This window comes from Streptomyces sp. KM273126 (assembly GCF_004337435.2).
Classification (GTDB): domain Bacteria; phylum Actinomycetota; class Actinomycetes; order Streptomycetales; family Streptomycetaceae; genus Streptomyces; species Streptomyces acidicola.
The window spans coordinates 5,045,784-5,059,578 of the sequence record NZ_SJXB02000001.1 but is presented as its reverse complement, the minus strand read 5'-3'; the positions used below and the strand labels follow the sequence as shown (position 1 = coordinate 5,059,578).

At 72.6% G+C, this 13,795-nt stretch carries 10 protein-coding genes; 5 read left to right on the top strand and 5 right to left on the bottom strand.

Translation table 11 applies throughout. The annotated features are described in order from the left end of the window. The first annotated feature begins 296 nt into the window (after window positions 1-296). Together E0500_RS21580 and E0500_RS21575 are read left to right on the top strand one after the other, a co-directional pair. Window positions 297-1,988: a PucR family transcriptional regulator ligand-binding domain-containing protein gene (locus E0500_RS21580; RefSeq protein WP_131563888.1), complete on the top strand. Its 1,692-nt coding sequence runs from the start codon at window positions 297-299 to the stop codon at window positions 1,986-1,988. A gap of 179 nt (window positions 1,989-2,167) precedes the next feature. After that, on the top strand, window positions 2,168-2,926 hold the full coding sequence (locus E0500_RS21575) for a hypothetical protein (protein WP_220140568.1): 759 nt from the start codon (window positions 2,168-2,170) through the stop codon (window positions 2,924-2,926). Window positions 2,927-3,072: 146 nt separating this feature from the next. On the opposite strand, the gene E0500_RS21570 is transcribed toward E0500_RS21575, so the two are convergent. Beyond that, window positions 3,073-3,879, bottom strand: coding sequence for a GntR family transcriptional regulator (locus tag E0500_RS21570; RefSeq protein ID WP_309505238.1), 807 nt, complete (start codon window positions 3,877-3,879; stop codon window positions 3,073-3,075). Window positions 3,880-4,163: 284 nt separating this feature from the next. On the opposite strand from E0500_RS21570, the gene E0500_RS21565 reads away from it, so the two are divergent. Both E0500_RS21565 and E0500_RS21560 read left to right on the top strand, forming a co-directional pair. After that, the gene (locus tag E0500_RS21565) at window positions 4,164-5,006 is read left to right on the top strand and encodes a (2Fe-2S)-binding protein (protein WP_131563890.1); all 843 of its coding nucleotides are present in this window, start codon (window positions 4,164-4,166) and stop codon (window positions 5,004-5,006) included. A gap of 345 nt (window positions 5,007-5,351) precedes the next feature. Next, window positions 5,352-6,395: a DUF2637 domain-containing protein gene (locus tag E0500_RS21560; RefSeq protein WP_131563896.1), complete on the top strand. Its 1,044-nt coding sequence runs from the start codon at window positions 5,352-5,354 to the stop codon at window positions 6,393-6,395. Window positions 6,396-6,497: 102 nt separating this feature from the next. Here E0500_RS21560 and E0500_RS21555 read toward each other — a convergent pair whose 3' ends face one another. Further along, entirely contained in the window at window positions 6,498-6,920 is a 423-nt protein-coding gene (locus E0500_RS21555; RefSeq protein WP_131563897.1) for an ATP-binding protein, read from the bottom strand. 405 nt (window positions 6,921-7,325) lie between these two features. Beyond that, window positions 7,326-8,825: a protein phosphatase 2C domain-containing protein gene (locus E0500_RS21550; RefSeq protein ID WP_181587088.1), complete on the bottom strand. Its 1,500-nt coding sequence runs from the start codon at window positions 8,823-8,825 to the stop codon at window positions 7,326-7,328. 236 nt (window positions 8,826-9,061) lie between these two features. On the opposite strand from E0500_RS21550, the gene E0500_RS21545 reads away from it, so the two are divergent. Beyond that, entirely contained in the window at window positions 9,062-11,419 is a 2,358-nt protein-coding gene (locus E0500_RS21545; RefSeq protein WP_181587087.1) for a glycosyl hydrolase family 95 catalytic domain-containing protein, read from the top strand. A gap of 358 nt (window positions 11,420-11,777) precedes the next feature. On the opposite strand, the gene E0500_RS21540 is transcribed toward E0500_RS21545, so the two are convergent. Beyond that, window positions 11,778-12,281, bottom strand: coding sequence for a methylated-DNA--[protein]-cysteine S-methyltransferase (locus tag E0500_RS21540; protein WP_131563980.1), 504 nt, complete (start codon window positions 12,279-12,281; stop codon window positions 11,778-11,780). A 1-nt stretch (window position 12,282) separates the two neighbouring features. Beyond that, window positions 12,283-13,701: an AlkA N-terminal domain-containing protein gene (locus tag E0500_RS21535; RefSeq protein ID WP_309505237.1), complete on the bottom strand. Its 1,419-nt coding sequence runs from the start codon at window positions 13,699-13,701 to the stop codon at window positions 12,283-12,285. Between the last annotated feature and the right edge of the window lie 94 nt (window positions 13,702-13,795).

Here is a 13,795-nt window from a genome sequence, read left to right as displayed (position 1 = left end):
GGGACGGAACCAGTACACAGCGCCGTGCCCGGCCTGGGTCAGTCACGGAAAACATGAAGGAGTTGGCTGGCCAGAGCAGCCATCTTGTAGATTCGTATGAACGCAGGCCATCGGTAACCTCACCGTTTTCCCCGGGAAACAGTGAGTACGGCCGCGGAAACCCCCAGGACACCACCCAGGCAGCCGGAAAGCACTCCCTCCGGTCCCACGCGGGGCACCCCCCGCCGGGCGCCCCGCCCCTGATCGAACGTAGATTTCCGGACACGACGACCCGACAAGAACGGCGGCGAAGACACATGCGGCTGCGCGCACTGCTGGACACCGACGCGCTGGGCCTGCGGCTGCTCGGTGGCGAGGACGAACTGGACCGCACCGTGCGCGGCGTGATGACCACGGACCTGCGCGACCCCAGCCGCTACCTCTCGGGCGGCGAGCTGGTGCTCACCGGGCTCGCGTGGCGCCGGGACGCCGCGGACTCCGAGCCCTTCGTACAGATCCTGGTGGGCGCTGGGGTCACGGCGGTCGCCGCCGGTGAGGCCGAGCTGGGGCACGTACCGGAGGACCTGGTCAAGGCCTGCGCCCGGCATCGGCTGCCGCTGTTCGCGGTCAGCGAGTCGGTGGCCTTCGCGACGATCACGGAGCACGTCGTCCGGCAGGTCTCGGGCGAGCGGGCCGGTGACCTGGCGGCTGTGGTGGACCGGCACCGCCGGATGATGACCTCGGGACCGGCGGGCGGCGGTCCGGACGTGGTCCTTGACCTGCTCGGCTCCGACCTGGACCTGGGCGCGTGGGTGCTGTCCCCCACCGGGCGGCTCGTCGCGAGCCCGAGGGTGGGCGGGCCCGCGCTGCCCGCCGACGTGTGCGCCCGGCTCGCCGCCGAGCACCTGGCGGCCACTCGCTCGGGCCGGCGCGCACCGCACCGGGTGACCGTGGGCACGACGACGTACTCGCTGTTCCCGGTCCGCGGCACCGGCCGGACCGCGGCCACCGCCCGGGACGTACGCGAGACCGTGCTCTCCGAGTGGCTGCTCGCGGTCGAGGCGGACGCCGGGGACTGGGCCGAGGAGCGGCTCGATCTGCTGCACGGGGTCACCCAGCTGATCGCGGTCGAGCGGGACCGGCGGGAGTCGGCCCGTACGGTACGGCGGCGGCTCGCCCAGGAGGTGCTGGAGCTGGTGCAGGCGGGTGCCGCGCCCGCCGAGATCGCGGCCCGGCTGCGGGTGGCGGCTCCGGTGCTGCTGCCCGGCCTGGGAGCGGCTCCGCACTGGCAGGTGGTCGTGGCCCGCGTGGAGTGGGACGGCGTGGACGGCGCAGAGGGCGAAGACACCGTCGGCGGGCCGGTGGCGCAGGCGCTGCTGGAGGAGATCCTCGTCGGCCCTCCTGCGGCCGGGTCCGAGCACGCCGACCGTATCGCCGTCGCCCACACCGGTGGCGAGGCGGTCGCGCTGGTCCCGCTCCCGGCGGTCTCTTCCGAGCACGACGGCTCCGAGTCCGGTGTCGTCGCCGAAGCGCTCCTGGAGGCCGTGCGCGTCCCGTTGACGGCCGGCCTGAACGACGACGGGCGGCTCACGCTCGGTGTGAGCGCGGCGGTTCACTCGGCCGAGGGGCTGCGTGGGGCGCTGGAGGAGGCGCGGCACGCGCGCAGGGTGGCGGCGGCGCGGCCCGGCCGGGTGTGCGCGGCGGGCCACCAGGAGCTGGCGTCCCATGTGCTTCTGCTTCCGTTCGTCCCGGACGACGTCCGCCGTGCGTTCACGGCCCGCCTCCTCGACCCTCTCCGGGACTACGACCGCCGCCACCGCGCCGAACTGATCCCCACCCTGGAGGCGTTTCTCGACTGCGACGGCTCGTGGACGCGCTGCGCCACCCGGTTGCACCTGCACGTCAACACGCTGCGGTACCGGGTGGGCCGCATCGAGCAGTTGACGAGCCGGGACCTCTCGCGCCTTGAGGACAAGCTTGATTTTTTCCTGGCATTGCGCATGAGCTGAGGTCACGGGGGTGCACGGCGGGAGGCACGCGGTGCCGTCCGTGCGCCCCGTCTCACCCCATGACTTTGTGAAATCCTTCACCCGACCCCTTGGCCGGGTACCGCGATCCGTGCTGAGATGCCGCCACCACTCAACAGCTCGAAGGCGCGCTCGGGGAGGGCAACGTGGCGCATCCCGCCATGTCTGGTACGGGAACGACCGCGGATGACGATCCGCTCCAGACCGCGGTATGGCGGTTGCGCTCGCGCGCCTGCTGGGCCGACGCGGCGGCCCTGCTCCAGCCGACCACACCGGCGGCCTCGCTCCAGCGGGCCTCGCTCCTCGTCGAGCGCTGCCTCTACACCGAGCAGGGCTGGGAGGACGCCGAGGACGCGCTCCGCACGGCCGAGGCGCAGGCCCAGAGCGACGACGAGCGGGGCGCGGCAGCCTGTGAGCGCGGCCAACTGGCATACGCGGCAACCCTGTTGGGCGTACGGGACCGGGCGGACGAGGCACGTGCGGCGCTCGGCCGGGCGGCGGCCCTGATCGCTCCGGGCGCACCGGGCCGGGCCCTCCTCGACTTCCGACGTGGCCTTCTGGCCGAGAACCTGGCCCGCTCCCCGCAGGCGGCCCGCGCCGCCTACCGCCGCGCCCACGCGGGCGCCACCGCCCACGACGACCCGCTGCTGCTCTCGTTCACCTGGCGTCACCTCGCGGGACTGGCACTCCGCGACGGCGAACTGGCCGAGGCCCGCCACGGCTTCGCCGAATCCCTGCGCATCCGCGAGGAGTTGGGCTACCTCGTCGGCACGGCCCCGGCGCTCGCGTCGTTGGCGGACGCGGAGACGGACCCGGAGGCGACCCGCCTGAGGGCGGAGGCGACCCGCCTGTTCCGACTGCTGGGCGGCGTACCGACGTGGCTGGCACGCCAGTTGACCCCACCGGCGGCAACGGCTTGAGGGGCAACTGAGTGTGTGAGGGCGCGCCCCGGAAAAGGGGCGCGGGGCGGTGACATTATGCGGCTCCGCCGCGTGGGCGCGAGCAACCACACACAACCCGCGGCCCGGAAGCCACCCGAACCGCTGTGGCGCTCCCGGGGGCGCACTCACACGCCAGAGAAGTGCTCCTGCAACAGCGCCTGCACCGCACCCGAGTCCTGTGCCGTCAGCGCGTCAAGCAGGGCAAGGTGCACAGCGGCGTCCGCCATCAGCTCGGCGCGGCAGCGCGCCGGCTCGCCCCCCAACGGCCACTGAGAGCGACGATGCAGGTCGTCCGCGATACGCACGAGCTGTTCGTTGCCCGCGAGAGCGAGTACCGCACGGTGGAACGCCCGGTCGGCCTCGCCGTACGTCGCCCGGCAGCCGGACGCCGCCGCCCGGGCCGTCTCCTCCGCGAGGGGCCGCAACTCGGCCCAGCGCTCGGCGGGCAGGGTGCGGGCCAGGCGCAGCACGACGGGCGTCTCGATCAGCGCCCGTATCTCGGCGAGTTCGGCCAGCTCGCGGGCGCCGCGCTCGACGACGCGGAAGCCGCGGTTGGGCACGACCTCGACGGCGCCCTCCACGACGAGTTGCTGCATGGCCTCGCGCACGGGGGTCGCGGACACCCCGAAACGCTCGCCCAGGGCGGGCCCCGAGTACACCTCGCCCGGTGTGAGCTCCCCGGCGGCGAGCGCGGCCCGCAGGGCGTCGAGGATCTGACCGCGGACGGAGGCCCGCTGGAGGACCGGACGGGGAATGGGCGGCTCGCTGTGGGTGTGCTCACCCCGGACCGTGTCGCCCCGCGCGGGATGGGCGGCGCCCGGGGCGAGCCCCCGCGCCCGGTTCGCGTCCGCCACCCCGGGCTGCTCCGGCACCCGTGCGGCCCGACCGCGCACTACGGGGAACCCGGGCTCGGCCCCGGAGGCGGCCTCGATCCCGATGTCCGTGCCGGTCCCGATGTCCGCGTCGGTCCCGGTGTCGCTGTCGGTGTCGATGCCTGTGGAGCCCTGCGGGTCGCGCGGGCGCGGTCCGGCCTGCTCCACGGGTTCTCCTCCGGGTCGATGGTGCGTGGGGTACTCGGGATTGCCACAGCGGTTGTTACGGGTCGTTAAGCACGATAAGCGCACCGAGCGTCAGTTCAAATATCGACCAGCTCGGGTAAGGTAAGCCTTACCTTTTGATCACCGCCGGGCTCGACGACCGCGAAACGGGGTTCCCCATGCCGCTCCCAGCACCGGCCGCGTCGCCGGTCACGGATGCGTACACGCGGCTCACCGAGGTGTATCCGCACCTGGACGTGACAGAGCTCTCCCCCGCGGACGAGACACCGCGGGGTGACGGCTGGGTTCCGGTCGCGCGGCTCGCGGAGGGCGGGGCCGACCTCGACGCGTTCCTCACCTGGGACGACGAGCAGATACTGCGGGACTACGGCCAGAAGGCGCGCCCGGACGTCATCGCGAGCTTCGGCCTGCACCGCTACGCGTGGCCGGCCGGTCTGCTGTTCACCGTCCCGTGGTTCCTGACGCGCCGGGTACCCCGCTTCCCCGTGGAGCACGTCGCCTTCCAGCGGACCGAGGGCCGCCTGGCCGTCCGGGTCGGCGCGTTCGCGTGCCTGCCGGGCGACCCGGCGGCCGCCCTGCCTGGCGCGCGGGTCGTACCGGACGAGGAGGCGCTGCGGGCCGAGGTGCGGGCGGCGATCGCCGAGCACGTCGAACCGGTCCTCGGCGGCTTCGGCCCGCGCATGCGGCGCCGAGGGCGCGCCCTGTGGGGCATGGCGACCGACGAGGTCGTCGAGGGGATCTGGTACGTCGCCCAGCTGCTCGGCGAGGAGGAGCGCGCACAGCGCGAGCTGGAACTGCTGCTGCCCGGCACGACCAAGCCGTACGTGGGTGCCGCGGCCTTCCGCGAACTGACCGGCCCGAAGGGCGAGTCGCTCTCCACCCGGGACCGGGTCAGCTGCTGCATGTTCTACACACTGCGCCCCGAGGACACCTGCCCCAGCTGCCCGCGCGTCTGCGACACGGAGCGCATCGCCAAGTTGACGGCGGCCACCGTCGGCTGACGCCCCGCCACGGGCAGCCCGAAGGCAATCCGCAACCGTTCCGCAACGCACCCCGCGCAGCGGTGTGCGGCATGTGCCGTAAGATCCACAAGCGGCATGGACCGCACTCGGGTTACAGGAGATTCACAAATTCCTCACCCGACACAGGAACTTTCCGAGGAACCACCCGTACGGGTAGTGTGGCTCGCACTCAACTCCCGCCCCTCGCCCGGCCGTTCGAGCAGAATGCCGCCTTGCGCATCTTCTTGCACTTCCTTGGCGGTCTCTTGCCCCGAAACCCCCTGAGGGCTGCGGTGATTGGGCCACTATGGCGGGCGTTACGCCCCATCCCATTGCAAGGGACTGATCAGATTGACCGACATATCGCTGAACTGGCTGCTTCCGGGCGCCGTGCTGCTCCTGGGCATGCTGGCGGCGATGGCGGTGCTCGCGCGCGGCAAGCGGTCCGGGGAGCACGCGAAGACCGAGGACTCGTGGGAGCGCAGTGAGGAGCGCCGTCGGCGCAAGGAGGCCCTCTACGCCACGGCCTCCTACGCCCTCCTCTTCTGCTGTGCCGCGGTCGCGGCCGCCCTCTCCTTCCGTGGCCTGGTCGGCTTCGGCGAACAGAACCTGGGCCTCAGCGACGGCTGGCAGTACCTGGTTCCGTTCGGACTGGACGGCGCCGCCATGTTCTGTTCCGTGCTCGCGGTGCGCGAGGCCAGCCACGGTGACGCCGCGCTCGGCTCCCGGATACTCGTGTGGACGTTCGCGGGCGCCGCGGCCTGGTTCAACTGGCTGCACGCGCCCAGGGGCCTCGGCCACGACGGCGCCCCGCAGTTCTTCGCGGGCATGTCCCTCTCCGCCGCCGTGCTGTTCGACCGCGCGCTCAAGCAGACCCGCCGTGCCGCGCTGCGCGATCAGGGCCTGGTCCCGCGCCCGCTGCCGCAGATCCGCGTCGTCCGCTGGCTGCGCGCGCCCCGCGAGACGTACAAGGCCTGGTCGCTGATGCTCCTCGAAGGTGTGCGCTCCCTGGACGAGGCCGTGGAGGAGGTGCGCGAGGACAAGCGCATCAAGGACGACAAGCGCGAGCGCAAGCGCGACCAGGAGCGCCTGGAGCGTGCCCACCTGAAGGCCATCAGCCGCGGCCACCGGGGTCTGCCCGGCCGCGGCGGCGGGCGGCAGATGGACGTGACCACCGTGGAGCGCGTCTCCGAGCCCGCCCCCGCGGAGCCTGCCCTATCCGCGCCGGACCCGCTGCCCGTTCGTACGCGTCCCTCACTGCAGCCCGTCCGCGGGAGTTCTGACAAGCCGGTCACCGTCGACCTCACCGCGGAGGACGACACCATGGCGCTGCCCCGGCTCGACTCCCTGGAGCGCAAGCTCAAGGACCTGGAGCAGCAGTTCGGCTAGAACACGCTCCCGCTCGCGAAGGCCTCGTGGCCTTCACGGGCCGCACGGGGCGGGGGCGCGGCGCGCGAGCCGCGCCCCCGCCCCGTTTTCCGGTTCGGGCCATCACGCGGCGTCCGCGCCCAGTTCGAACCACACCGCCTTGCCCACGCCGTGACTGCGTACGCCCCAGGCGTCCGCGAGGGACTGCACCAGGATCAGGCCTCGGCCGTGCGTACCGTCATCGGTTTCCGGTATCCGCAGTTGGGGTCTGCGGCCCACGAAGTCCCGTACCTCCACACGGAGTTCATGTGGCGAGACGGTGGCCGTCAGAACCGCGTCGCGGTCGGTGTGGATGAGCGCGTTGGTGACGAGCTCGCTGGTCAACAGCTCGGCCACCTCCGATCTACCGGGGCGCCCCCAGTGCCGGAGGAACTCCCTCAGCGCCCTCCGGGCCTCGGGCACCGCCCGCAGGTCCGCCCGTCCGAGCCTGTGTCTGAGCTCCCCCGCCCCTGCCTGGTCCGTGCCGCTGTCGGTCGTTTCCTCCATCGTCTTCGCCGAGGATGCCCCGATCGCCACGGGACCGCCCCCTCGCGCCTGCCTCTTCATGGCCCCCGTCCGCACGCCGATGACGATTCCCCTCCCGCTCGAACACGTTCACGGGATCCATGCCCCGTCCGGAAGACGACAGTCATACGGCATCGTCAAGTACCATCCGTAGGCTTTCAAACGCACACAGTCAAGCCACGCTGCTGACAGGCCCAAGGCACCTCTCGCCACCAGGAAAAACCCTCGCGCGGGGCAACCGCACGGGCACCCGGAGCCCTCGAACCGGCCACCCGGCCCGACCGCGCGCGCCGGTCCCCGCCGTCCACCCCGGCCTGCCGATACGGGCGTATACGACCAGCCGCTCGCGGCCACAGCTGTGGCGGACGCCTCCCTCTGCCGGCCCGGTCAGCCCTCCCAGACAGCTGCGGCCGTACGGTCGTCGGCGTATCCCTTCACCCGGACCTGGGCGTCGGCGAGGAAGGCGGCGAGGCCAGGGGGCTTCCCGGTCGCCCAGCGGGCCGTGAGGTGTTCGGCGAGCTGCGGTTCACCGCGCAGGGGGTCGGCGAGGCCCGCCGTGCACAGCAGCAGCGTGTCCCCCGGGCGGGCCACTGAGGCACGGAAGCGGAAGGGGTCCGTGGGCGGTGCGGGGGCGGGCTCGTACGGGCTCGGGGGCGTCGCGATACCGAGGTCCATGGTCAGTCGGTCGCCCTCGGGGGTCTCCTGGGGCGGCGAGCCGAAGCCGACGACGGGCGCGCCGGTGGTCGCGGTGACGCGCGGCTCTATGTCCTGCCACTCGCCGTCCCGCAGCCGGAACAGTCCCCCGTCGCCGATACCGAAGAAGACACGCGTACGGCACTCCGGGTCAGCCGGGAGCAGCAGGCAGCGCAGGCCGGCCGTGTACTCCTCGGGCTCGACGCCCTGCTCGGCGGCGCTGGCACGGAGTTTGCCGAGGCTGCGGTCGGTGAGCCGGTGCAGCCCCGACTTCAGGTCGCCGCGCCGGGCGGCCCGGAGGTCCGCGGCGAGCCGGACGTGACTGCGGCCGACGGCCTGCCCGATCCACGCGCACGCCTCGGCCGCCGCCCGGTGCGCCCCCGGCGTGGCGCGGGCGCCGGTCGCCATGGCGACGAGCACCAGCGCGTCGTCGCCCGAGCCGAACCGGGCGGTCAGCAGCGCGTCCCGGCGCGGCTCGCCCCGGTACCGGGCGGAGTCCCCGCGCACGGAAGCGGCCCGCAGGGTGCACGCCCCGTACTGCGCCCCGTCCAGCACGGTGTCCGCGACCAGATCCCCGAGGTCGTCCGGGTCCGCGGCAGGCAGTGCGGTGGGCTCCGCGTCGTACGTGGGGGGCCCGGAACCGACGTGGGCGACGGCCACTGGCTCGGAGGGCTGCGAGGCATCGCGCGGGGGCCGTGCGGTCCGGGGCGCCTCCGCGTGAAAGCCCGGCGGTTTGGGACCGGGCGGAAAGGCCACGGGGGCAGGGGCGGAGGTGTCGTGAGGGGTGGGCCGGTTGTACGGGATGCCCTGGTTGGCGGACCGGTTGGAGGGGGCGGTCCGATTCGAGAGGGCGGACTGGTTCGAGGGGGCGGACTGGTTCGAGGGGGCCTCCAGGTCGTACGAACCGGACCCGTCGCAGGGAACGTAGGGGGCGGAAGGGGATACGTCCGGCGTGGTGGTCGTGGTGCGCCGGCCCGGGACCGTCGGGGGTCGCCCGGGTGGAGGCGTGGCGCCGCTCGGCGAGGACTCCGGTCGGGCCCCCGATCCCCGCCCCACCGTGCCCGCCGCCGAGGCGAAGCGGTCGTCGAGGGAGTCGGCCGCGGCCGTGGGTCCCGTGTCCTCGGCGGAGTCGTCGTACAACTGCCCCCACCAGTCGTGCTGGTGACCGGTGGGCCTCTCCCCCTGCTGGCTCATGCCCCTAATTGTCCACCGCGGGAGCCCGATGAAAACGGGGCTCCGGGAAAAACCAGGTGGTGCGGCGATGATGCGCCAGTTCGGCGCGTCGGACGACACCGGTCACAAACCCTCTCCAACACATCGGACCTCTCCCTCCTTATTGACGAGCACACACAGCTTCTCTACGTTGCATCGCGGGATAGCTCCGATGAATCACCCTTTGAATCGTGCTGTTTGAGCCGCCGGGAGGCACCATGTCCCGCCCGTCCGAAGCGAAGCCGAGCCCCTCCAGACGTACCGTTCTCGCCACCGGAACCGCCCTCGGCGGAACACTCGTCTCCGGGGGTCTGCCCGCCACCCCGGCGAGCGCGTCCGCTGCCGCCGCTCCCGAACTCTCCCCCTCCGACCCCTGGCGCGCGGTCCTCGACGACGCCGACCTGGTCTGGCAGCGGATGCCGACGACCTGGTACGAGGGCCCGTTCCTCGGCAACGGCTTCCTCGGCTCCGGGATCTACGCGGAGCCGGGCGGCGGCCAGGAGGACGGCACGTTCACTGCCGTGCGCTTCAATGTGCAGCACTCCGAAGTCCAGGACCACCGCCCCGAGTTCGGCTCGCTGTTCGGGCTCGCCCGGCTGCCGATCGGCCACTTCACCCTGGAACCCGTGGGCCGCATCACCGGCCTGGACTGGCGGCTCCGGCTGCGCGACGCCGAGCTCACCGGAACGCTCACCACTGATCGGGGCACGCTCACGATCCGGGCCCTGGTGCACACCTCGCGCTCGGTGCTCGCCGTGGAGGTCACGCCCAGCGAGAGCGAGCGCGGCTTCCGGTGGGTGTTCCACCCGGCGGACGCGATCAGCCCGCGCGCCGCGTTCAAGCCGCTGCCGGACGGCTACCGGGGTAACCCTCCCGCCGAGGTCGGCGAGGAGGACGGCGTCTCCACCTCCGTACAACCCCTGCTGTCGGGCGGGCAGCATGTGACGGCGTGGCGGGAGCGGCGCGCGGGGGCGAGCCGGACGCTGTACGTCCACGTGGCGTACTCGTATCCGCAGAACACGGCGCTGCGGCGGGCGGTACGAGCGATCCGGACCGTATCAGGGCTGCCGTACTCCCGTCTGGCGTCGACGCACCACGACTGGTGGCACGCCTACTACCGCAAGAGCTTCCTCTCCCTGCCGGACGCCCGTATCCAGCGCTTCTACTGGATCCAGCTGTACAAGACGGCGTCGGCAGCGCGACGCGACGCACCCGTCATGGCGACCTGCGGACCCTGGCTGGAGCCCACACCGTGGCCCAACACCTGGTGGAACCTCAACGCGCAGTTGGAGTACTGGCTCATCCACGGCTCCAACCACCTTGAACTCGACGCGGTCACACGGTCGTTGAGCGAGTTCCGGGAGAACCTGTCCACGGAGGTGGCCGCCCCGTACAACGCCGACTCGATGGGCATCCCGCGCACCACCGACCCGCACCTCATCAACGGCGCGGCGAGCTCGCTCATGGGGTACGGAGTCGGCATCCCCGGCCAGAACCCGCCGACCCCAGAGGTCGGCAACCTCACCTGGGCCCTGCACAACGTCTGGCTCAGCTACCGCCACACCATGGACGAGTCGATCCTGAGGGACGTCCTCTTCCCGCTCCTGCGCAAGGCGATCAACTACTACCTGCACTTCCTGGAGCCCGGCCCGGACGGCAAGCTGCATCTCCCGGCGACGTTCTCGCCCGAGTACGGCGACGACTCACGGGACTGCAACTACGACCTGATGCTGCTGACCTGGGGCTGTCGTACGCTGCTGGAGTCCGCCGAACTCCTCGGCATTGACGACGAACTGGCGCCGCGCTGGCGTGAGGTGCTGGCCAAGCGGGTGCCGTATCCGACGGACGCGAACGGTTTCATGATCGGCGCGGACGTGCCCTTCGCGAAGTCGCACCGCCACTACTCGCATCTGCTCGCCGTGTACCCGCTGTACGAGGTGACCGGCCGCACGGCGGATGAACGGGCCCTGATCGAGAAGTCGTTGGCGCACTGGGTCGGCTTCGAAGGCGCGCTCCAGGGCTATACGTTCACGGGCGCGGCCTCGATGTCGGCGCTGCTCGGCAAGGGTGAGGACGCGCTGGGCTACCTCGGCGAGCTCATGTCCCGTTTCATCCAGCCCAACACCATGTACAAGGAGTCCGGCCCGGTCATCGAGACCCCGTTGTCGGCCGCCCAGTCCCTGCACGACATGGTCTGCCAGTCCTGGGGCGGTGTCATCCGTGTGTTCCCCGCGCTGCCCGCGGCCTGGGCGGACCTGACGGTCCACGACTTCCGTACCGAGGGGGCCTTCCTGCTCTCCGCGGTACGGAAGGGCGGCGTGACCCGCTGGGTGCGGCTGACCAGCGAGGCGGGGGCTGACTGTGTGGTACGGCACGGGATCGCGGGGGCGGTCGACGTGCGTGATGGGTGGGGGCGGCGGTTGCGGTACTCGGATGTGGGTGGGGGTGCCGTCCGGATCGCTCTGAGGAAGGGCCAGTCGGCGCTGATCACGGCGAAGGGTGACCATCCTGACCTGACGGTCGCGCCGGTGCGGCCGAATGAGGCTGCGCCGAGGTGGGGGTTGCCGGCCGTGTGAGTGGCCTGGGGCCGGGGTTGTCTTCGCCCCCGCCGCCCCTACCCGTCCCATCCCCAGGGGCTACCGCCCCTTAGCCCCCGCCAAGGGGGCTGCGCCCCCTGGACCCCCAGGGCTTTGGGGCTGCGCCCCGGCCCCCTCTTCGGGGCTCTGCCCCGGACCCCGTTTCGGGGGCCAGCCCCCGGACCCCCGCTCCTCAAACGCCGGAGGGGCTGACTGTTCAGCCCGTCCGGCGTTTGAGGACGAGGCCGTTCAGGCCGACAAGCGGGGGGCTGGGGGCGGCAGCCCCCAGAGAAGGGATGGGACGGGTAGGGGCGGCGGGGGCGATCATCCTCCGGCGGTCAGCCCTGAGGCTCCGACGTCAGCCCTGGGGCTCCGGCACCGCACCCTCCAACCCCAGCAGCCAGAGTTTACGGTCGAGACCCCCCGCATAGCCCGTCAGAGAGCCATCCGCACCGATCACCCGGTGGCACGGCCGGACGATCAACAGAGGATTGGCCCCGATCGCACCACCAACGGCACGAACCGCGGCCCGCGACGCCCCGATACGCGCGGCGATGTCGCCGTACGTCGTCGTCGCCCCGTACGGGACGTCGTCCAGCGCACCCCAGACCCGCTCACGGAACTCGGTACCAGTACCGCGCAACTCCAGCCGGAACTCCTTGAGTTCACCGGCGAAGTACGCACCCAGCTGTTCCTCGGCCGCGCGGAAGAGGCTCGGAGTATGCCGCCACTCGGGCTGGAGGACCCGCCCGCCCTTCTGACCGGGTACGGACAGGGACGTCAGGGCTCCGGAGTCGTCGGCGGTGAGGAGGAGCCGGCCGACGGAGCTGTCGATCTGCGTGTAGTGGACGAGCTTGGACATGTCAGACTCCGGTTTTCTCTCGCTCGGATCGCTCGGATCGGCGGGCGGTCCTGAGATGGTGCAGGGCGTACGAGCGCCAGGGGCGCCAGCTCTCGGGGACGTCCACGCCGGGCGGCGCCACGTCCGGGTCGCCGAGGGCGCGGGTGCGGATCACGGTGACGGTACGGGCGTCCATGCCCGGCAGCGCCAGCAGCACCTGCTGGGCGTCGTCCCGGTCGGCGCCCGCGTCGAGCCGCAGCGTCCCGTCGGCCAGCGCGGCGGCGAGCGCACCGAGGGTGCCACGGCCGTGCTCCGCCTGCGCGAGCACGGCGGGCTCGGGGAAGACGTGGGTGAGCGCCCCGCAGGGGGCGTCCAGTGGCTTCCCGTACGTCCGCACCAGTTCCTCGGCCTCCGCCACGCCCACGACGGCGCGTACGGCCAGTTCCTCCGGGTCTGCGGCACCGGGCGACCGCAGGCCGGGGCGCGCGGCGACCGACGGGGCGAGCCGGGGGTCGCGGGCGAGCCGCTCGTCCACGGCGTACGGATCGGCGTCCAGGTCGAAGAGCCGCCGCAGCCGCTGCACGGCGGTGGTGAGATCACGCGGATCGCAGAGCCGGATCCGCGCGTCGAGCCAGCCACCGCGCCCGGCCTGCGCACCGCCGCCCGGCCGCTCGTCGACCGCGACGAACCCGTGGCCGTGGGGCAGCCGCAGCGTGCGCCAGTAGGTGCGACGGCCGCGTGGGCCGATCATGTCCTCGACGCCGGCGACCGCTTCGTCGGCCAACAGGTCGAAGACGGCGGCGGCCTGGTAGGGCCCCCGGTGGGCGAGCCGCAGCGGAATCCCGGTGGACGGGGCCGCGGCTCCCCGGCCGGGGGTGTCCCGGCGGGGCGCGGCGGCGCGCAGTGCGGTGGGCGTGGCGGCGTACACGGCGCGGATCGTGTCGTTGAACTGCCGCACGCTGGCGAACCCGGAGGCGAACGCGATCTCCGTGATCGGCAGGCCGGTGGTCTGCAACAGCAGGCGCGCGGTGTGGGCCCGCTGTGCGCGGGCCAGCGCCACTGGTCCCGCGCCGACCTCGGCGGTGAGTTGCCGCTGGACCTGGCGTGAGCTGTACCCGAGCCGTACGGCCAGCCCGGCGACACCCTCCCGGTCGACGACACCGTCGCCGATCATGCGCATGGCACGACCGACGACGTCCGCGCGTACGTTCCACTCGGCGGAGCCGGGCACCGCGTCCGGCCGGCACCGCCGGCAGGCGCGGAACCCGGCGCCCTGGGCGGCCGCGGCGGTCGTGTAGTACCGCACGTTGTGCCGCTTCGGCGTCACCGCGGGGCAGCTCGGCCGGCAGTAGATCCCGGTCGTCTCGACGGCGAAGAAGAACTCCCCGTCGAACCGGGCGTCCCTGCTCCGCACGGCCTCGTACCTGGTCTCTTCATCGATCACGCTTCCCAGGATGGACGACGGAGGGGGGCGGGGCTGGCGGGAATCGGACACGGCGTTGGAGCGCGCCATGCGGGGCTCGCCGGGGGCGCGG

Bases quoted from the DNA above. Each gene is read 5' to 3' on its own strand.
- E0500_RS21580 (WP_131563888.1), top strand. From the start codon at position 297: ATGCGGCTGCGCGCACTGCTGGACACCGACGCGCTGGGCCTGCGGCTG.
- E0500_RS21575 (WP_220140568.1), top strand. From the start codon at position 2,168: ATGTCTGGTACGGGAACGACCGCGGATGACGATCCGCTCCAGACCGCG.
- E0500_RS21565 (WP_131563890.1), top strand. From the start codon at position 4,164: ATGCCGCTCCCAGCACCGGCCGCGTCGCCGGTCACGGATGCGTACACG.
- E0500_RS21555 (WP_131563897.1), bottom strand. From the start codon at position 6,920: ATGGAGGAAACGACCGACAGCGGCACGGACCAGGCAGGGGCGGGGGAG.
- E0500_RS21550 (WP_181587088.1), bottom strand. From the start codon at position 8,825: ATGAGCCAGCAGGGGGAGAGGCCCACCGGTCACCAGCACGACTGGTGG.
- E0500_RS21545 (WP_181587087.1), top strand. From the start codon at position 9,062: ATGTCCCGCCCGTCCGAAGCGAAGCCGAGCCCCTCCAGACGTACCGTT.
- E0500_RS21540 (WP_131563980.1), bottom strand. From the start codon at position 12,281: ATGTCCAAGCTCGTCCACTACACGCAGATCGACAGCTCCGTCGGCCGG.